This is a genomic window from Pseudomonas sp. LBUM1647, from assembly GCF_059716175.1.
Window position 1 is genome coordinate 6,417,298 of the sequence record NZ_CP166809.1, and the last position, 18,338, is coordinate 6,435,635.

The 18,338-nt window shown below is 61.2% G+C and carries 16 protein-coding genes; 1 reads left to right on the top strand and 15 read right to left on the bottom strand.

Going from position 1 to position 18,338, the window contains the following annotated elements; translation table 11 throughout:
* Positions 1 to 52: 52 nt before the first annotated feature.
* The 9 genes from mdcH to ACA059_RS29715 form a co-directional block, all read right to left on the bottom strand.
* Positions 53 to 964, bottom strand: a complete 912-nt coding sequence (gene mdcH / locus ACA059_RS29675; protein WP_497631948.1) for a malonate decarboxylase subunit epsilon — start codon at positions 962 to 964, stop codon at positions 53 to 55.
* Positions 961 to 1,581, bottom strand: coding sequence for a malonate decarboxylase holo-ACP synthase (locus tag ACA059_RS29680; protein WP_497631949.1), 621 nt, complete (start codon positions 1,579 to 1,581; stop codon positions 961 to 963). The genes mdcH and ACA059_RS29680 overlap by 4 nt, the downstream gene beginning before the upstream one ends.
* Positions 1,575 to 2,378, bottom strand: coding sequence for a biotin-independent malonate decarboxylase subunit gamma (gene mdcE, locus ACA059_RS29685; RefSeq protein ID WP_497631950.1), 804 nt, complete (start codon positions 2,376 to 2,378; stop codon positions 1,575 to 1,577). The genes ACA059_RS29680 and mdcE overlap by 7 nt, the downstream gene beginning before the upstream one ends.
* Entirely contained in the window at positions 2,375 to 3,217 is an 843-nt protein-coding gene (locus ACA059_RS29690; RefSeq protein ID WP_497631951.1) for a biotin-independent malonate decarboxylase subunit beta, read from the bottom strand. The genes mdcE and ACA059_RS29690 overlap by 4 nt, the downstream gene beginning before the upstream one ends.
* Positions 3,210 to 3,509, bottom strand: coding sequence for a malonate decarboxylase subunit delta (locus ACA059_RS29695; protein WP_497631952.1), 300 nt, complete (start codon positions 3,507 to 3,509; stop codon positions 3,210 to 3,212). The genes ACA059_RS29690 and ACA059_RS29695 overlap by 8 nt, the downstream gene beginning before the upstream one ends.
* Positions 3,509 to 4,384, bottom strand: coding sequence for a triphosphoribosyl-dephospho-CoA synthase (locus ACA059_RS29700; protein WP_497631953.1), 876 nt, complete (start codon positions 4,382 to 4,384; stop codon positions 3,509 to 3,511). Before ACA059_RS29700 ends, ACA059_RS29695 begins: the two co-directional genes overlap by 1 nt.
* Positions 4,384 to 6,054 carry a malonate decarboxylase subunit alpha gene (mdcA, locus tag ACA059_RS29705; protein WP_134420658.1) on the bottom strand — a complete coding sequence of 557 codons (1,671 nt, stop codon included), beginning with the start codon at positions 6,052 to 6,054 and terminating at the stop codon, positions 4,384 to 4,386. The genes ACA059_RS29700 and mdcA overlap by 1 nt, the downstream gene beginning before the upstream one ends.
* 236 nt (positions 6,055 to 6,290) lie before the next feature.
* Positions 6,291 to 6,716: a hypothetical protein gene (locus ACA059_RS29710; RefSeq protein ID WP_497631954.1), complete on the bottom strand. Its 426-nt coding sequence runs from the start codon at positions 6,714 to 6,716 to the stop codon at positions 6,291 to 6,293.
* Positions 6,679 to 7,308: a transcriptional regulator gene (locus tag ACA059_RS29715; RefSeq protein WP_497631955.1), complete on the bottom strand. Its 630-nt coding sequence runs from the start codon at positions 7,306 to 7,308 to the stop codon at positions 6,679 to 6,681. The genes ACA059_RS29710 and ACA059_RS29715 overlap by 38 nt, the downstream gene beginning before the upstream one ends.
* A gap of 472 nt (positions 7,309 to 7,780) precedes the next feature.
* On the opposite strand from ACA059_RS29715, the gene ACA059_RS29720 reads away from it, so the two are divergent.
* On the top strand, positions 7,781 to 8,155 hold the full coding sequence (locus ACA059_RS29720) for a DUF6124 family protein (RefSeq protein WP_497631956.1): 375 nt from the start codon (positions 7,781 to 7,783) through the stop codon (positions 8,153 to 8,155).
* 114 nt (positions 8,156 to 8,269) lie between these two features.
* Here the strand turns inward: ACA059_RS29720 and ACA059_RS29725 are convergent, their stop codons facing one another.
* The 6 genes from ACA059_RS29725 to pilG all read right to left on the bottom strand — a co-directional run bounded on the left by ACA059_RS29725 (position 8,270) and on the right by pilG (position 18,239).
* Complete coding sequence (locus ACA059_RS29725; RefSeq protein ID WP_497631957.1) at positions 8,270 to 8,725, bottom strand: chemotaxis protein CheW; 456 nt, start codon at positions 8,723 to 8,725, stop codon at positions 8,270 to 8,272.
* On the bottom strand, positions 8,718 to 14,621 hold the full coding sequence (locus ACA059_RS29730) for an Hpt domain-containing protein (RefSeq protein ID WP_497631958.1): 5,904 nt from the start codon (positions 14,619 to 14,621) through the stop codon (positions 8,718 to 8,720). The genes ACA059_RS29725 and ACA059_RS29730 overlap by 8 nt, the downstream gene beginning before the upstream one ends.
* Positions 14,622 to 14,658: 37 nt before the next feature.
* Positions 14,659 to 16,716, bottom strand: a complete 2,058-nt coding sequence (locus tag ACA059_RS29735) for a methyl-accepting chemotaxis protein (protein ID WP_497631959.1) — start codon at positions 16,714 to 16,716, stop codon at positions 14,659 to 14,661.
* Positions 16,717 to 16,852: 136 nt separating this feature from the next.
* Positions 16,853 to 17,401, bottom strand: coding sequence for a chemotaxis protein CheW (locus ACA059_RS29740; RefSeq protein ID WP_497631960.1), 549 nt, complete (start codon positions 17,399 to 17,401; stop codon positions 16,853 to 16,855).
* A 10-nt stretch (positions 17,402 to 17,411) separates the two neighbouring features.
* Entirely contained in the window at positions 17,412 to 17,777 is a 366-nt protein-coding gene (pilH, locus tag ACA059_RS29745) for a twitching motility response regulator PilH (protein ID WP_008068134.1), read from the bottom strand.
* 57 nt (positions 17,778 to 17,834) lie between these two features.
* On the bottom strand, positions 17,835 to 18,239 hold the full coding sequence (gene pilG, locus ACA059_RS29750; protein ID WP_008152601.1) for a twitching motility response regulator PilG: 405 nt from the start codon (positions 18,237 to 18,239) through the stop codon (positions 17,835 to 17,837).
* Between the last annotated feature and the right edge of the window lie 99 nt (positions 18,240 to 18,338).

The window sequence follows — 18,338 nt, forward strand, 5'->3', positions numbered from 1 at the left end:
AAAGTGCATCGTCGAATGTTGTTTTTGTTGTTCGAAGGCCTGAGTCGGTGTTTTAGAGTTGGCGGCTTCCCTCCTCACGCAACAGCGCCTGCAAGGTATCGAGCCGCGCACCGTCGAAGGCAATCACGGTGCCCTGCTCGAACACCCGGCGCGCCAGCCCGGTCAGCACCGCACCGGGCGGCAGTTCGATCTGTAGACGTACGCCACGCTCGTAGGCGCTTTGTACCGTGCCGCGCCAATCCACCACGCGGCACATGTTGAATGCCAGGTCGTCGTGCAAGGCTTCAGTGTTGATAACGGGCCGGGCGCGACTGCCGCTCAGGTAGCCCAGCGTCGGTGTTTTCAGCTGCACCTTGGCGAAGGCTTCGGCCAGGGTTTTCGCAGGTGCTTCCAGCAGCGGGCAGTGGGACGGCACGCTGACGGCCAGACGTTTGGCCAGACCTGCACCGCGACCTTTCGCCAACTCGGCGACCGCATTCATCGCGCCATCGCTGCCGGCAATGACCACCTGGTTATCGGCGTTGATGTTGGCCAGGTAAACCGGCGTGGCATCGCTGTGAACCTGCGCCAGCAACTCTTCCACCGTGGCCAGGTCCAGACCGATGATCGCGGTCATGCCATAGCCTTGTGGATAAGCCTGCTGCATCAATTCACCGCGCAGGCTGACCAGATGCAGCGCATCGCTGAAGCTCAACGCGCCCGCGACCACCGCTGCCGGGTAAGCACCGATGGACAATCCCGCCACGTAATCCGCCGTCATTAACAACTGGCGTGAAGCCGCGACACCGGCGATCAACAGGCAGAGCTGAACCGCTCTTGTCGACTTCAGTGCTTCGGCAGAGTCCAGAAGAAAAGCGTCTTCCCCGAGGACTTCACTCGCCTCGATGACCGTCTCGCGAGGCAGACGATGGAGCATGCCCGGCTGCTGCGCGCCCTGGCCTGGGAACACCAGCAAACTGCTCACGCTGCTTGCTCCTGTGGATTCCACGGATCAATCACCAGAACAGCCTGACTCGCATTTTTCAGCAAAACCCGACGCGCAGAGCTGGCCCATTCGCGCAAGGCGACTGCACCGAATGGAGTCTGCAACTGCATGTCCACCGGACATACAGCGGCATCAAGTAGCTTCACAAATGATTGCGCTTGAGCACGGTCCATCGCTTGCGGTGCGCGCAAGATCAAGTCGAGATCGCTGCCCTCATGCAATGCCTGAAAACCGCTGGCCAATTCAAACCCGGCGCTGCCGCTGACACCCCAAACCCACTCACAGGAATCGAGCATCGGCCGCAGTTGATTGAGGGCGCGCACTGCCGGTAAATCCCGATCAATCGAGACATGGCAAAGCGCTTCCGGCCGGACTTGACGCTGGATTGCATCGACCGACATCACCGCTGCATAACGCTGCTCACGCAACCGTCCACGCACGCCGACCGCGATGTGATCCGCCGTGCTCAACGCACGCCGAACCACCACCGGTTGACCCGCACTGATCGACTCGATCACCCACGAAGGTGCATCCGCAGGCAACTGCTCCGGAGTCATCCCCCAGAGCAGGTCGTGGGCCAGAAGCGTGTTCACCACTGCTCTCTCAGCAATTGGCGAACCTGACTCGACGCCGCGCGGTTGCTCGCGCCCAAGCGGCTGCTCAGGTCTCGACCACTGGCGGCGACATCGCCAATCGCCTGGGTCAGGCATTCAGTCACCCGCGACAGATCCGCCGCCGTCGGCTGCTCGATCTGTTCCACCGACAAGGTTTCCCAAAGCAGTCCAAGGCTCGCGTAACTGTCGATGTCGTACGCCATCGGCGGCACGCTGGCGGCCAGTGCTTCGAGTTCTTCGACGCTGCGCAACGTCACCCGCGCCGCCGAAGCCTTGCCCATCGCGTGAACCATCACGCCCGGATCGCGCAGGGCGATCAGCCGATTGGCCTGATACCCATGAGCGAGAAACGCCCCGGACATCGCCTTGCCCACCAGCAACCCGATCACGGCATGGCCGGCCAGTCGGGCGCGAGCATAACTGTCCGCTGCACCGGCCAATGCCTGATGAATGCCGAGCGCTTCTTCGCGCCGACCGTAGGCCTGACTCGGCACATCGACGATGGCGATCAAGGCGCGTTTCTGCGGTTTATCCAGGTCAGCTGCGATGACTTCATCCACGGCTTTGGCCAGCCCCCAACCTTCCAGCAAACCGACCTCGCCATTGCGGGCACGGACGAAACGGTTATCGGGATCAGCCACCACCGCGATAAACCGAACAGGTTGGTCGCCCAACACACCATCAGCGACTTTCAACGAAGCGGGCAAACCATCAACCGGTTTCGCGCCCGCACTCAAGGCATTGAACCAGTTCAAACCTCTCAGGGAATACGAATTCATGAGCGCTCTCCTTGATACAGATCGCGAACCGTCGACGGCTCGATTTGCGGCTCGGCGTCCAGACGGGCCAACCGTTGCAGGAACCATTCGGCCTGACGGCTGCGTTGCTGTTCCGGCAAACCTTGCTTGAGCAATTCACTGACCTGCTGCTGAACCTGCGCCACGTCGTCAGCGACAAAACGATCCACCAGACCACTGGCGAAACGTTGCTCGCCACCGGTCAGGCTCCAGATGAAGGGACGATCACGGGAGTCGTATTCCTCAAGCCCGGCTTCCTGTTCGATCACTTGCGGACCGTTCAGGCCAAGCCGCGCTTCCTGAGTTACCAGCAAATAGCTGCACAACCCGGCGGCAATCGACATCCCGCCAAAGCAACCAACGCTGCCCGCGACCACACCAACCACTGGCTGGTACTGCCGCAGATCGACAATCGCCGCATGAATATCGGCAATCGCCGCCAGCCCGAGGTTGGCTTCCTGCAAACGCACGCCACCGGTTTCCAACAGCAACACGGCGCGGGTCGGAATGCCGTTGCGGTTGTCTTCGGCCGCCAGCTCCAGCGCACCGGCAATCTTCGCCCCGCCGACCTCACCGAGGCTGCCACCCTGAAATGCACCTTCGATGGCGGCGATCACCACCGGCAAACCGCCGATGCTGCCCTTGGCGATCACCACGCCGTCATCCGCTTGCGGCACCACACCCTGGCGCGAAAGCCATGGCGACATGACGCGCTGAAATGGGTCGAGCAGTTCGCGGAAGGTGCCGGCATCGAGCAAGGCTTTCGCCCGTTGCCGGGCGCCGAGTTCGACGAAGCTGTGTTTGTTGAGGAGATCAGTCATGGCCGATCTCCTCAAAGCCTTGTTCCAGACGCAAGCGCACCACGCCCGGTGTGGCGCCGAAATCGTGGATATCGATCGCCATCGCCAGCGGTGTCTGACCGTCGAACATCCGCGCGAACAGATGTTGCCAGCGTTGTTCGCTGCCATTGACCGAGGTCTGCACCTTGATCGTGAGCTTGCCGGCCTGTCCGGGTTCGATCAGCACTTCCAGATCGCCCGAGCCGACACAGCCCACCAGCGTCCGGCCGCGTGGCGGCTGCCCGGCGGGGAATTCAAAAGATAAGGTTTCCATCAGAAAGCTCCCTGGATGAGGCCGTCGCCAGACTCGATGCGGTCGATGAACAGGCAGGCGGCGAGCAAGTCAGCAGCACCACCGGGCGAGGCATTCAACGCGATGAGTTGTTGGTCAAGCTCATGCAAACGGCGGCGACCGGCGAGGCTGGCACTGCCGCCCGCATCGAGCACGGCTTGGGCGCCGAGTTGCATGGTCTGCAGGCCTTGTTCGCCGGCGCGGTAGAGCACGCAGGTGTCGGCCAGATTCGTCATGATCGCCAGCAAGGCATCGAGCCGAGCGTTCTGCTCGCCATGACCGGCGGCGCGGCTGCGTTTGAGTTGCGGCAGCGCACGTTGAATCACTGCTGGGAAGCCGAGCTGGGCTTCTTCACGGGCACCGCGTGCGCCGTAACGCTGGGCGACTTGCGCACCGTGGCTCAGAGGACGCGGCGCGTAACGGTCGTCGAGCAATGCCAGACGTGCAGCACGCAAAGTCACGGCGCTTGCCTTGGTATTCGTGGATTCCAACGCGGCAGCAGCGACCAACAGGCCCAACGCCCAAATTGCCCCGCGATGAGTATTCACACCGTTGGTGGTGGCGAGCATCACTTCCTCGCCTTCACGACCGATCAGGCCAATGGCTTCGCGCAGCGGCAGGCCGACTTCACCAAACGCGATGGCGGCCTCCGCCATTTCCTTGAACGCAGGCCACAGGGACAGCGCCGAAGCGTGCATCAGCCCGAGGTGCAAATCGGTGTGCGCGCCATTGCCACGACGGTCGACCAGCGCCGGTTTCGGCGACAGGTCCGCTTCGTCGATCAGTGCGTCCACGGCCAGATCCGCCAGCCGCTCAGCCAGGGACAGGGTTTTCGGTTGCAGGTTAAATGCGTGCATTACCAGCTCCTGAACTTGGCGGGCGGGTTGTAGAGGCCACCGGACCACTCGACCAGATCGGCCACGCTTTTGGCCGCCAGCAATTCGCGGGTGGCGTCGGTGCGGCGGATGCCGAGGTCTTCGGGCAAGGCGATCAGTCCTTCGCGGCGCATGCGTGCGGTGTCTTTCGGGTTGTGGCGCAAACCGATGACGGTGACTCCGGCGACGGCGGCGATCATCGCCTGCCGCTCTTCAAGGGAGCGGGCCTTGTACAAATAGGCGATGCCTTCTTCGGTCAGCAGGTGGGTGACGTCGTCGCCGTAGATCATGATCGGCGCCAGCGGCATGCCGCTTTTCCTCGCCACTTCCACCGCGTCGAGGGTTTCGACGAAGGTGGGTTTGCCGCCCTCCTGGAAGGTCTCGACCATTTGCACCACGAGTTTCTTGCCCCGCTCCAGCAGCGCTTCGGGCGCATCGTCATGGCGCATGTCGAGCCAGGCTGGGGTGCCGTGGCGACGGCCGCGCGGGTCGTGGCCCATGTTCGGCGCACCACCGAAACCTGCGAGTCGTCCGCGCGTCACGGTGGAGGAATGGCCGTCGCCGTCGACTTGCAGCGTCGCGCCAATGAACAGGTCCACCGCGTATTGCCCGGCCAGTTGGCAGAACATCCGGTTGGAACGCAGAGAGCCATCGCGGCCGGTAAAGAACACGTCGGGCCGAGCGGCGATGTAGTTTTCCATGCCCAGTTCGGTGCCGAAGCAATGCACGCTTTCGACCCAACCGCTTTCGATGGCCGGGATCAAGGTGGGGTGAGGATTGAGCGTCCAGTTGCGGCAGATCTTGCCTTTCAGGCCGAGGGATTCGCCGTAGGTCGGCAGGATCAATTCGATGGCGGCGGTGTTGAAACCGATGCCGTGGTTCAGGGACTGAACGTTGTGTTTTTCGTAGATCCCGCGGATCGCCATCATCGCCATCAACACGTGCACAGGCTTGATGTGGCGCGGGTCGCGGGTGAACAGCGGCTCGATATAGAACGGCTTGTCGGCCACCACCACGAAATCCACCCAGGAGGCAGGGATGTCGACGCGGGGCAACTCGCTGACATCGTCCACCAGTTGATTGACCTGGACGATGACGATGCCGTCGCTGAAGGCGGCCGGTTCGATCAATGCGGGCGTGTCTTCGGTGCTCGGGCCGGTGTAGATGTTGCCGGCACGGTCGGCCATGAAACCGGCCGAGAGCACGACGTTGGGAATCAGGTCGACCACCAGTCGCGCATAGAGCTCGATGTAGGTATGGATCGCACCGATTTCCAGCAGGCCGTCTTCCAGTAGCTGGCTGATGCGCAGGCTCTGGGTGCCGGCGAAAGAGAAGTCGAGCTTGCGGGCGATGCCGCGTTCAAACAGGTCCAGGTGCTCGGAGCGTCCGACGCTGGGCATGATCATGTGCAGGTCATGCAGCTTCGCTGGGTCAGCCTTGGCCAGGGAGCGGGACAGGAAATCCGCTTGCTTCTGGTTGTTGCCCTCCAGCACCACACGGTCGCCGGGCAGGATCAAGGCCTCCAGCGCCGCAACGATTTTGTCGGTGGGCAGGACCACACCGTCGGCGAGACCCCGTACCAGCTCGAGACGCCGCTGCTTTTCGCTGCGCCGCCGCGTCCATCGCGAGTCGGGGGATATTGTTGTTGTCATGACCACTCCACGGGTTCGCTGTCGTGGGAGTCACCTTAGGAGCGTTGGGTGGGGGGCATCAATCAAGCAGAGCGGTGAATCGTTACGGTGAGGCTAATGGTTGGTGAAGACGTGCGGTGACTGTTCCGGCCTCTTCGCGAGCAAGCCCGCTCCCACATTGGAATGCATACCCCTGTGGGAGCGGGCTTGCTCGCGAAGAGGCCAGAACAATCCCCGCAGTTTTCGATGACGGAGCATTACACTCCGGTCATCTGCTGCTGTACGCGAATCAGGAGCTGCATGGTGCTTTCCAATAGTTGCGCCAACAACGCCGGATCTTCATCCATATAGCCTTCGTACTCCGCCAGGTTTCGTCGCTCATGACACAGGGCGAATAGCCGAACCTGTACTTTGCCAATATCAGCTGTATGAATCAGGCACTGAAACACCAGATACCGCTTGTCTGAACGGTAGCCGCTCAAGCGAAGAGCCGTCAGTGCAAGGGCATGGGCAGCGTTGTAAGCCAGGTCGAAACGACTCGCGAAGGAAAGCGAAGACGTTTGCGCGTCTTTCAATCGATCCACAGCCGAACGCATGAGCCCTTCGCATTCCTTGCGATCCGGCGGCTCAGCTTTCAGTCCACCGCTACGTAACAGGTTTTCCAGGTTCTCGTTGCTGCCCATCCTTGGACTCCAAAGGGTTTCCCCCCATCAGGTTGATCTTGTCCTGCTGCGCTACCCGCACGACAAAACTATTTTCAGCCGCCAGTTTTGCGGCCCAGTCGTCGGGGGTGTAGAGCGTCGGGTTGAGGACGCGGCCCAACTGCTCCTCCGTCGGTATAAGCCGCTCCATCACTTCACTGTAGTGCAGGCCCTCGCCGATCAGCATGAGATCAATGTCACTGGATGCGTTTGCCTGATCCTTGGCGATAGAGCCATACACAAATGCCCAGGTGATCTGTTCGGCAAAGGGTTGGAGCGCTTGGCGCAGAGGCTCGGCAATACCAAAGGTTTTGCGGGCGATGCCCAGCAGTTCCGCATAGATCGGGCAGTCGGGATTGGCTTGATAGTGGGTCTGGTTGCCCTGACGGGTCATGGTCAGTACGCCTGCCCGCTGCAACCGATCCAGCTCGCGCATAAGGCTGCCTTTACCCACTTGAGCCCAGCGGGCGATCTCGTTGGCGTAAAAACTTCGGTCGGGTTTGCCAAACAACAGGCCCAGCACTTTTTGCTGGGTGGTGGTGAACAAGGCTTCGCTCAGTGACAGGTTTTTCACGGCAACGACCGATAAGTCCCAAAAAAGGAACGATAGGTCCCTTTTTGGGAATCTTCAACCTGATTGCAGAAACCTTTGTGGCGAGGGGGCTTGTCGGAAGGTCCGACAGTCTGAGGTTTTGTGTTTAAACATTTGTCCGCAGGAACGGTGTGAGGCTACGCAGTCTGGCGTCGCTGCCTACAGCAATGCCGGAACCCGCTGACTGGTGCGGTTTTGCGTTGATCTTTATCGTTTGGGGGTCGCTGCCAATTCAGCGATCGGGTCTGGAAAACCCGAAGAACAGGATCAATGCACATGACATAATGCGGCGCTTTTTTTGCTTCGTAGTTCTAAGTCATGGCGGCTGTGCGTGGGAGACCTTCGGGTCTGCCGGGTTTGATCCTTTCTCGGTTTTTCCAGTCCGCGTACAGCTGCCACCCTTTTCGTCTGGAAAACGAAAAACGGCAGCTCCATCACTACAAGGATCTTTGCCATGTTCAAACCAACTCCCAACCCGCCGGAAACCGACACCGGTTCCGAAGCATCCCTCGAAGCCGAGAAACTCAAGGAAGCCGCCGACCGCGTCTTTTCCTACTACTTCCCACCCCATGAAAAACCGGGCAAGCGCCGCAAACATCACCTCTTCAGCGTCTCCCCCGACATCGACACCGAAGCCCTTCTGGCCAATGCCTCCGAAGACCTGCTGTCCATCAGCGCCATTGCTGCCGATCTGGCGGACGATGTGGAAGGCTCACGCCGCTCTGTAGCCTTGGCACTCAGCCGGATGGCAGATGGCGTGCAGTTGTTGGTGGAGCGGGCGCTGGATCATCATGAGACGGCGCAGATGAAGGCTCAGGCCGGGGTTTAGCAGCCAGGGCTGTGATGAATTGAAGGCCGCCATCGCGAGCAAGCTCGCTCCCACAGGGTTTTTGTGTACGACGGAGATCCAATGTGGGAGCGAGCTTGCTCGCGATGGGGCCAGTCAGATCAACCCGGCACTTACGAGTAACTCCTCCAACCCCAACAAATCAGGCACCTTGGCCACTTGCTCCCCCACCTGCACCGCAGCCTGTTCCAGCGAGCACAACGGCACATCCACATAGCTCAACTGACTATCAAGCTTGTAAGACCGCGGAATCCCCTGCACCAGCAAGGCGATGAATTTCAAATCGGGCCGCCCACCGAGAGCATTGAGGATGACAATCCGCGCCCGCTCACCGATGACGATTTTTTGGCCGCACGCCGACTCGAAACTGAGCAACGGAATCTGCCGATTCCGCCACGTTACCCGCCCGAGGTACCACGGCGGAGTGTCGAGGTCGAAGGCGCTGGGTTGGTAATCAATGAGCTCCGCCACAGCGACATTGGGCAGGATCAGGTTGCGGTCGGCCAAGGGCAGCAACAGGCCGGTGAGGTTGCTGGTGCGGTGCTCAAGCATGGGTTTTGCTCCACAGGGCGATGCTTTCGAGCAGCACCGATTCCTGGTACGGCTTGCCAAGGTAGTCGTTGACGCCGATGGCCATGGCGCGGTCGCGGTGTTTCTGCCCGGTGCGGGAGGTGATCATGATGATCGGCAGGTGCTGCAGACGTTCGTCGGCGCGTACCTGGGTCGCGACTTCAAAACCGTCCATGCGCGGCATCTCGATGTCCAGCAGCATCAGGTCAGGCATGTGGTCTTCAAGCAGTAACATGGCGTCGACACCGTCCTTCGCGGTCAGCACGTTCATGCCATGGCGTTCCAGCAGACGGCTGGTGACCTTGCGCACGGTGACCGAGTCATCGACCACCAGCACCAGCAGCGGTTTATGCGGTTCGACCTCCGCCTCCTGAGTCGCTGACTGTTGCGGCACACGGGCCTGCATTGCGCGGATCGGCGCCAGCAAATCGAGAATCAGCACCACCCGCCCATCGCCGAGAATCGTGGCCCCGGACAACCCCTGCACCGCCGCAAATTGTGGGCCGAGGCTTTTGACCACGATCTCGCGAGTGCCAGCCATGGAGTCGACTTGCACCGCGATGTGCCGCTCGTTGCACTGCACCAGCAATACCGGCAGCGGTAGGCTTTGGCCCAGCAGTTTCGGACGGTGGCTGGTTTTCAGCAGTTCACCGAGGTAGCACAGTTCATAGTGTTGCCCGGCGTATTTGTAGGTCGGCGGATCGAGCCGGTAATGCCCTTCAAGCTCGTTGGGCAGCACGCGAACGATGCCATCGATGGTGTTCAGCGGGATCGCGTACTGATCATCAAAGCACTGCACCATCAGCGCCCGGTTAACCGACACGGTAAACGGCAGGCGAATCCGGAAGTGCACGCCCTGCCCCGGCACAGAGTCGATGCTCATGCTGCCGCCGAGTTGCCGGACTTCTTCGTGCACCACGTCCATGCCGACGCCGCGTCCGGAAATCTGGGTGATTTTCTCAGCGGTGGAGAACCCCGGTTGCAGGATGAATTGCAGCACATCGCGGTCGCTGATGTCGCTGTCCGAGGCCAGCAACCCGCGTTTGATCGCCTTGCGCCGCACCGCGTCCAGCGGCACGCCGGCACCGTCGTCGCGGATGTCGAAAATGATGTCGCCGCCCTCTCGCGACAGGTCGAGGGTGATTCGACCCTGAGCCGGTTTACCCGCCGCGATACGCACCTCGGCGGATTCCAGGCCATGATCCACGGCGTTGCGCAGCATGTGTTCCAACGGCGCGGCCATACGTTCGAGAACGTTGCGGTCCATCTCGCCTTCGGCATTGCCGACGATGAATTCCACGTCCTTGCCCAGTTCGCTGGAGACCTGCCGGACGATCCGCTTCAAGCGCGGCAGCATCCGCTCGAACGGCACCATGCGCGTGCGCATCAGGCCTTCCTGCAATTCGGTGTTGATGCGGCCCTGCTGTTGCAGCAGGTTTTCCGCGTCCTGATTGCGTCGGTCGAGGGTTTCCTTGAGGTCGAGCAAGTCGGAGGCGGATTCGAACAGCGCGCGCGACAGTTGCTGCAACTGTGAGTGGCGGTCCATTTCCAGCGGATCGAATTCTTCGTAGCCCAGGCGTTCGCCTTCGACTTGCTGGCGGCTGAGAATCCGCCCTTGGGTTTCCGTGTCGAGACGACGCAACTGGTCGCGCATGCGCTCGATGGTGGTTTCCATTTCGCTCAGAGTCACACGTGCATCGTTGACCTGTTGTTCGATCCGGCCACGGAAGATCGACGTTTCGCCGGCCAGGTTGACCAGATCGTCGAGCAGTTCTGCCGAGACCTTGACCATGTCTGCGCCGGCATCGGCCTGCGGTGCCGGCGTCTCGACTTTCGGCGTTGCGGACACCACGGCCGGTGCCGGTGCTTCGGGCACGGCCGGATGACTGAAGTTCTTGATCGCGTCGATCAGTTGATCGGCGGGCGGCAATGGCTGACCGGCACGGGTCGCGTCGAGCATCTGCGCCAGTCGGTCGTGGCTGCTTTGCAACAAGCCGAACAACGCGGCGGTGGGTTGCAACACGCCAGCGGATAGGCCTTCGTAGAGGAATTCCAGCTCATGGGCGAGGTCGCCAATCGGCGCGATTTCCACCATCCGCGCGCCACCCTTGAGGGTGTGCAAATCACGCAGCAGAGTTTCCACTTCCTGGCGATTCGACGGCTCGGCCTGCCAGCGCACCAGCGCCGCGCCGGAGTTTTCGATGATGTCGAAACCTTCCTCGAGGAAGATCTCCAGAAGCTCCGGATCATGCCCTGGTGAATCATCGGCCCGTGCCGGTTCGACCGTTTCAACAGCGCTGGCGTTGCCCTGGCGAAACTCGCGAATGGCCTCGATCAGCTCACCCGGATCGCCCAATGGCCGCTGGTTCTGCAACTGATCAAGCAGCTGCGCGAGTCGGTCATGGCTGTGTTGCAGCAGGTGCGCCAAGGCTTCGCTGTAGGTGTAACGGCGGTCCACCAGACCTTCGTAAAGGCTTTCCAGTTCATGGGCCAGCTCACCGACCGGTTCGACCTCGGCCATCCGCGCACCACCCTTGAGGGTGTGCAAATCTCGCTGCAACGACAACAGCGGCGCGGCGTTGTCCGGGTCGCTCAGCCAGCGTTGCAAGGCCTGACCGGCGCTCTCGAGGATATCCACCGCCTCTTCGAGGAAGATCGAAACGATCTCATCGTCCAGCTCAACCTGGGTCGCGGTCTGTTCGAGTTCGGCCGTGGCACTGCCCAGTTCCCGAATGCTCAACGTGCGGCTGCCATCGCTGCGAATCAGCCCCATCGCCGACGGATCCAGGCTCTCATCCAGCAATCCGCGCAAGGCCCGAATGCGTTCCGGTTGCGGGCTGACTTCCTGGCCGGCGGCCAGTTCGTCGAGCATGTTGATCAGCGCTTCATGGGCACTTTGCGCCTCATGGAAGAACGCCTCGCTGACCGCCAGACTGCTTTCTTCCACCGCGCCGTAGAGATCGAGCAAGGCTTCGCAGAGTTCGTCCACCGGATGCAGATCAGCCAGGTGCGCGCCTTCGCCTAGGGTGGTCAATTCGTCCAGCAATGCGCTGAGTTCCTGACGCTCGCCGGGATGTTGCTGCCAGCGTTGCAACAGGCTTTCGGCGTCCAGCAGGATGTCCATGCCTTTGGCGAGGAAGTTGTTGATCAGTTGCGGATCACGCTTGATGCGCAACCCGGTATTCGGTGTACTCAGGAGCGTTTCCAGCCGCTCGGCCAGCAACGCCTGGGTTCGCTCGATCAATGAGCGGGCGCCGGGAATCTGCGCCAGTGGATCACGCTTGAGCTGTCGCAAGCCGAGACGGAACAAGCCTTCGGCTTCGAGCAGCAGTTCGACTTCGTCCAGGTCGAGGGCGATCAGGTGCGCCTTGTACTCCCGGGCCAGATGATCCAGCGGTTTTGCCAGCTCGGCGATCGGCAATACGCCAGCCATAGAGGCGCTGCCCTTGAGCGTGTGCAGCGCCCGCTGCAACTCGTCGCTGGCCTGCAACGGCACGTGCTCGGCGGCTTTATCGAGGAAACGGTTGAGGCTGGCGAGATGGGTCTCGGCTTCCTTGCGGAAGATCTCCAGCAACAGTGGATCGAGGGCCGCCACATCTTGGGTATCTTCATCGCTGACAGGCGTATCGCCCTTGGCGAGCGCATGGGCGCGAGCAGCCAATTGGTCGACCTGGTTGCATTGGCGCTGGGCATTGGCGGCAAATTCGGCCACCAGCTTCGGCAGCAGGTCCAGGGCATCGCGAAGCAATTGTTGCACCGCTGCCCCTGGCGCAACGCTGCGTTCCAGCACGCGGTTGAGCAGGTTTTCCACCGCCCACGCCAGCTCGCCCAGCACCAGCGCACGGACCATCCGGCCACTGCCTTTCAAGGTGTGGAATGCCCGGCGCAATTCACTCAAGGCAGGTTTATCGTCGGGGTTAGCCGACCAGCGCGGCAGGTACTCCCGGAGGATTTCCAAGACTTCATCGGTTTCTTCGAGGAACACTTCCCGCAGCTCATCGTCCACCGGTTCTTCACCGGCGGGCGGCGGCAACAGGCTTCCCGGGGTCGTCAGGGCGGGCGGATTGACGGAGGACACAGGGCTGGCCAATACATCGGCCAGTGACTTGACGGTCTCAGGGTCGTCCAGTTCCTGCAGATCCTGCATGACCTGCGCTTCACTCGGGCTGAGCACATCTTCAAGCACCGGCACCTGCTGCTCGGGGAAAAAGCCGAGTGAGGCCAGGCTTTTTTCCGCGACGTCGAGCAACTTTTCGCCCGGCGCTTCGGGGTCGTCGCTGAGGCGCTCCAGGTAATACTCGATGCTGGTGATGACGTCGGCCAGGCTGTCCAGTTCCTGCCAGCCGGGATGATCCGGATCGAGCAGCAGGTGCTCGCGGATGAAGTGGTTGCACGTTTCGATCAGGCTCGCCGCACGGCTCAACGGAATCATCGCCAGCGCACCGCGCACTTGGGTCAGCAAGGCCGGCAATGGCTGCAAGTGCTGACGGTCCCAGTCGGCGTCGATGTAGTCGACGATCATGTCCTTGGCCTGTTGCAGGCAGATGCGCGCTTCCTTGATCACGATCTGATGGATCTGGGTCAGGTCGGTGGTCGGCAGGCGGCTTTCTTCCTGGCTTTCCGGCTCGACGGTGCCGACCATGCCGGCCAGCGTCGCTTCGACGTAGAGCAAGGCACCGGCGACGTCCATCAGGATCGCGTCGTTGGGCTCACGCTGGCCCTGGGCCAGGCTCAGCACCACCGCCAGTTGATCGATGATGACCTTGCGTGGCTGGCCGAAACCGAGCACCGCCAGGGTGTCGGCGATTTGCCGCAGGGGCGCCAGCAGGCTTTCGAGGTCCGAGGTGTGTTGGCGGTCGCTGCGCACGAACAGGTCCAGGCGTTCCTTGACCCGCACCAGCTCTTCACACAAAGCGGCCAACACCGAGCGCATGGCATCGCGGTCGGGACCGGCCAGCCGCGCTCGTTCTTCGTCGACCATCGCGCTGTCAGGTAGCGCGTCGTCCAGTCCGTAGCGATCTTTCATGGTCAGCATCTGCCCGGTGGGATGTTCGGCCTTGGCAATGTAGAACAGCAAACTCTTGAGCAACTCCAGCGGCGCCGGCTGATTGATTCCGGTTATGCCCTGTTCGAGCAGGCGCTTGAGCTCTTTGTCGGCGTCTTTGAATAGGCTGCGCAACGCCGGACTGTTGGCGATCGAGCCGCCGCGCATGCCTTCGACCAGCGCCGAGGCGACTTGCCACAACGGGCTCAAGGGTGCGTTGCCGCACAGCCCTTCGAGGCGCGCAAAAACCTTGGTCAGGTAACCGAGATTGGTTTCGCCGTCCTGCTCACGCAGCAATCCGACCAGGGCCATCTGCAACATCTGCCGCAACTTGCGCAGCACATTGGGTAGATCCGCCGGCTCCAGCAGCGCCAGCGACGCTTCGTCCAGGGGCGGCAGGTCCGGCAATTGCGGGCTGAACAGGCTGGTTTCCGACAACAGGCTTTCGCCACGGGCGCTGCGCAGATCGTTAATCAGCGGCAACACGACCAGAGGCAGGTCGCGGCGCGCACCTTGCACCCGATCAAGGTAAATCGGCAACTGCCCAAGGGCTTGCAGCAACAGGTGGAGCGTCTCATCGCGATGACTGACGCGGTTCTGTTGCAAGGCGATGGTCAGATGTTCCATCTCTTCGGCGAGCAGCGCCGCGCCGTAGAACTCGACCATCTGCAAACTGCCGTGAACCTGATGGACGCATGCCAGGCATTCACTGAGGGCGTGCGTCGCCTGCGGGTCATCAAGCAACGTTTCAATCGCCTGGTGAGCCACTTTCAGCGTTTCGGCAATCTCGCCTTTGACCCACTCGAGGGCCACATAGTCGTGCCGATCACCCATAACCACTCCACTCATAATTCGCGCGCCTCAAGGCGCATCACACTTTATCCACAGCCTGCGCCTTGGCGGCCGGCAAGGTGAAACCGGATACCGAACGCCGCAGCTGGCTGGCCATTTTCGCCAGGTTGCCAATGCTCTCGGCGGTGGCGGTGGAGCCGGACGAGGTCTGCGTGGTGATCTGCTGGATCACGTTCATCGTCAGGGAAATCTGACCGGCCGAGGACGTCTGTTGCTGCGCTGCGTTGGAAATACTCTGGATCAACGCGGCGAGGGTCTTCGACACGCCTTCGATTTCTTCCAGGGCCACCCCGGCATCCTGCGCCAGACGAGCGCCGCGCACCACTTCGGTGGTGGTCTGCTCCATGGAAATCACTGCTTCGTTGGTGTCGGTCTGAATCGCCCGCACCAGGATTTCGATCTGCCGGGTCGCGGCGGACGAGCGCTCGGCCAGCCGCTGGACTTCATCGGCGACCACCGCAAAACCGCGCCCGGCATCACCGGCCATGGAGGCCTGGATCGCCGCGTTGAGCGCGAGGATGTTGGTCTGATCGGCAATGTCATCGATCAGGCTGACAATGTCGCCGATTTCCTGAGAGGACTCGCCGAGGCGTTTGATGCGCTTGGCGGTGTCTTGAATCTGCTCGCGAATATTGTCCATGCCGTGGATGGTGTTGTGCACCACCTCATTGCCCTTGTTGGCGATTTCCACCGAGCGTTCGGCCACCGCAGAGGATTCGGCGGCGTTGGCCGAGACCTGATCGATGGACTCAGCCATGTCGTTGATCGCGGTGGAAGCTTCGGCAATCTGCTGCGCCTGATGCTCTGAAGCCTGGGCCAGGTGCATGGCGGTGGCCTGGGTTTCCTGCACGGCAGCAGCGACCTGACCTGCGGTGAGGTTGATGGTCGCCACCAGATCGCGCAATTGGTCCACGGAGTAATTGATCGAGTCGGCGATGGTGCCGGTGAAATCTTCGGTCACAGAGGCGGTTACGGTCAGGTCACCGTCCGCCAGGTCTTCGATCTCGTCGAGCAGGCGCATGATCGCGTTCTGGTTACGCTCGTTCTTCTCGGCCGTTTCGCGCAGTTGACGATTGGTTTCCCGGACCATCACCAGACCAATGAGGATGATTGACATCAGTGCCAACAGCCCCAGCACGTAGCCGCCAATGGTGTCGGTATTGCGCCCGCCGGCCAGGTTTTCGAAACCGCCGGCCAGGTGCGAGGCTTCCTCGAGCAGGGTCTGCGACAGGGTGAAAATATTGGTGGCCGATTCACGGACCTTGAACAGCTCCGGCGAGGTTTCGAGGATTTCATCCACCGAACCCGAGACGAATTCGAACAGCTCGGAAATCTCGATCAACCGCGCGCGAGCATCGCGGTCTTCAACCTGACTGACTTTCAGTGACGGATTGCCCTGGAGCATGCCGTTGAGCACCTGGCCGAATCGCGCCGCATCGCGACCGAAGGCGTCGGCGGCCTGCTGCGAGTTTTCATCACCGGACAGCACGGTGTTCACCGCACCGAGAATCCGCTCAGCCAACAGCGACTGACGCTGCGCCATGGCCACCTGCGCGGCCGGGGCACCGCGCTGGAGGAGCGTTTCGACGACTTTTTCGTACTCGACCTGCAACTGCGGCACGGTTTCGGCCAGGGTCGCGGCGACTTGGTGCAGCGACAGCACGGTCTGTTCGCTGGAGAGGATCGCGTCGGTGTTTTTCAGCAAGCGTTCCCAGTCCAGTTGCACGGCGCGCATTTCCGGGCGCACGGTGGACGGCGCCGGCGGCAGGCCGGTGGCGGGGTCGCCTTTCTTCAGATAGCCCCAGCGTTGGGCAAAGTCATTGCGCGCATCGCTCAGCAGTTTGAACGCCGCCGCCTTGCCGGCAGCCGCTTCGGTGGCGTTCTTGGCAATGCGCTGGGACAACACGCGCAGCTCACCGGCGTGGCCGATGTACTGTTTGTCGTACGTGGCCTGGGTGTTGAGGTACGCGAAGTTGGCGAACAGCAGCATGATGAAGACGATCAGCGCGATGAACAGCGCGATGATCTGTGACCGGCTGCGCGACCCTTCTGGCTTACCTGTTTTTGCTTTTATCATCGGTAACCAACACCCTTAAAGATTGCCGAAGAACCTGTGGGAGCGAGCTTGCTCGCGATAGCGGTGTATCAGTCGACATCAATGTTGGCTGTGAGTCCGTCATCGCGAGCAAGCTCGCTCCCACAGGGGGTCGCGTTTACACAGCGACGTGCATGAAGCTTTGGGACTGCACCAACGCAAACGGGCTGAACACCTGCCAGGTCTGCTCACGCTGAAACCGGCCTTTGATGAACGGTGCAATCGGACCGCTCAAGGTATCTACCGGCTCAAGACTGTCCTGGGCAAAGTGCTGCAAGCCGAAGACTTCATCGACCATCAACCCGGTAAACACGTCGTTATGCTCCACCACCAAGACCCGGCGCTGCTTGCGCACTGTTGACAGCTCATGCCCAGGCTCTTTACCAGAAAAGAAGCCGCACAAGTCGATGATCGGCAACAGACGCCCGCGCAGGTTGGCCACGCCCTTGACCCAGGGCCTGACCCCCGGCAACTGGGTGAACCGCGGCTCGTGCAACACTTCGCTGACTTCGCCCATGGGCGCAACGTACCAGTGCTCGCCCAGACGGAAGCCGATGCCGCTCCAGCTGTCTTGTCGGGTCGGCTGGGACGGCAAGTCCGCCGCCAGCAGACGACAACGCTGGTCGATCTGCAGCAGCAGTTCAAAAGCCGTCAGCGACTCGGTCATGGCCGGACGATCAACCGGCCAGCACGTTGTTCAGGGTCTTGATCAGGGTCTCTTCGTCGACCGGTTTGGTCAGGTAGTCCTTGGCGCCCTGGCGCGTGCCCCAGACCTTGTCGGTTTCCTGATCCTTGGTGGTGATGATGATCACCGGGATGTGCCCGGTTTCCGGGTCTTTGGTCAGCTGACGGGTCGCCTGAAAACCGTTGAGGCCGGGCATGACGATGTCCATCAGCACGGCGTCGGGTTTTTCCTGACGGGCCAGGGCCACGCCGTCGGCGCCGTTTTCGGCTTTCAACACTTCATGACCGTGCTTTTCCAGCATGCCGGTCAGTTTGTACATTTCGGTCGGCGAATCATCGACGATCAGAATACGTGCCATGGTCTTCCCCATTCTTGTCGACGCCGGGCCCGCTGGCCGAGCGTCACTGTGCGTGTCCTACTGCGGCAAAACAGCGGCGAAGCCCGGTACATGGGCCTGGATCGCGTTCAGCAGTTCTTCCTTGCTGAAAGGCTTGGTCAAAAACTGGTCGGAGCCGACGATGCGCCCCTTGGCCTTGTCGAACAGCCCGTCCTTGGACGACAGCATAATCACTGGCGTGGACTTGAACGCACTGTTGTTCTTGATTAAAGCGCAGGTCTGATAACCATCCAGACGCGGCATCATGATGTCGACAAAGATGATGCCGGGGTGATTGTCGGCAATCTTGGCCAGGGCATCGAAACCATCGATGGCCGTGATCACTTCACAACCCACGTTCTTCAACAGCGTTTCGGCGGTGCGGCGAATCGTTTTCGAATCGTCGATCACCATGACCTTCAAGGCGCTGGAATGCTGTTCCATAAATGCTCTGCCGTCGCCTTTGCGAATCAAATTGTCCATTTCCGATAACCGGAGGCTCGAAACCCTTGATGTTCAAGGGCCAGCGCGATATGGCAGCCT

What these genes read in the sequence shown, in the direction of transcription:
- pilG (WP_008152601.1), bottom strand. Translation starts at nt 18,239, where the DNA reads ATGGAACAGCATTCCAGCGCCTTGAAGGTCATGGTGATCGACGATTCG.
- pilH (WP_008068134.1), bottom strand. Translation starts at nt 17,777, where the DNA reads ATGGCACGTATTCTGATCGTCGATGATTCGCCGACCGAAATGTACAAA.
- ACA059_RS29695 (WP_497631952.1), bottom strand. Translation starts at nt 3,509, where the DNA reads ATGGAAACCTTATCTTTTGAATTCCCCGCCGGGCAGCCGCCACGCGGC.
- ACA059_RS29730 (WP_497631958.1), bottom strand. Translation starts at nt 14,621, where the DNA reads ATGGGTGATCGGCACGACTATGTGGCCCTCGAGTGGGTCAAAGGCGAG.
- mdcA (WP_134420658.1), bottom strand. Translation starts at nt 6,054, where the DNA reads ATGACAACAACAATATCCCCCGACTCGCGATGGACGCGGCGGCGCAGC.
- ACA059_RS29690 (WP_497631951.1), bottom strand. Translation starts at nt 3,217, where the DNA reads ATGACTGATCTCCTCAACAAACACAGCTTCGTCGAACTCGGCGCCCGG.
- ACA059_RS29735 (WP_497631959.1), bottom strand. Translation starts at nt 16,716, where the DNA reads ATGATAAAAGCAAAAACAGGTAAGCCAGAAGGGTCGCGCAGCCGGTCA.
- ACA059_RS29700 (WP_497631953.1), bottom strand. Translation starts at nt 4,384, where the DNA reads ATGCACGCATTTAACCTGCAACCGAAAACCCTGTCCCTGGCTGAGCGG.
- ACA059_RS29725 (WP_497631957.1), bottom strand. Translation starts at nt 8,725, where the DNA reads ATGCTTGAGCACCGCACCAGCAACCTCACCGGCCTGTTGCTGCCCTTG.
- ACA059_RS29740 (WP_497631960.1), bottom strand. Translation starts at nt 17,401, where the DNA reads ATGACCGAGTCGCTGACGGCTTTTGAACTGCTGCTGCAGATCGACCAG.
- ACA059_RS29710 (WP_497631954.1), bottom strand. Translation starts at nt 6,716, where the DNA reads ATGGGCAGCAACGAGAACCTGGAAAACCTGTTACGTAGCGGTGGACTG.
- mdcE (WP_497631950.1), bottom strand. Translation starts at nt 2,378, where the DNA reads ATGAATTCGTATTCCCTGAGAGGTTTGAACTGGTTCAATGCCTTGAGT.
- ACA059_RS29720 (WP_497631956.1), top strand. Translation starts at nt 7,781, where the DNA reads ATGTTCAAACCAACTCCCAACCCGCCGGAAACCGACACCGGTTCCGAA.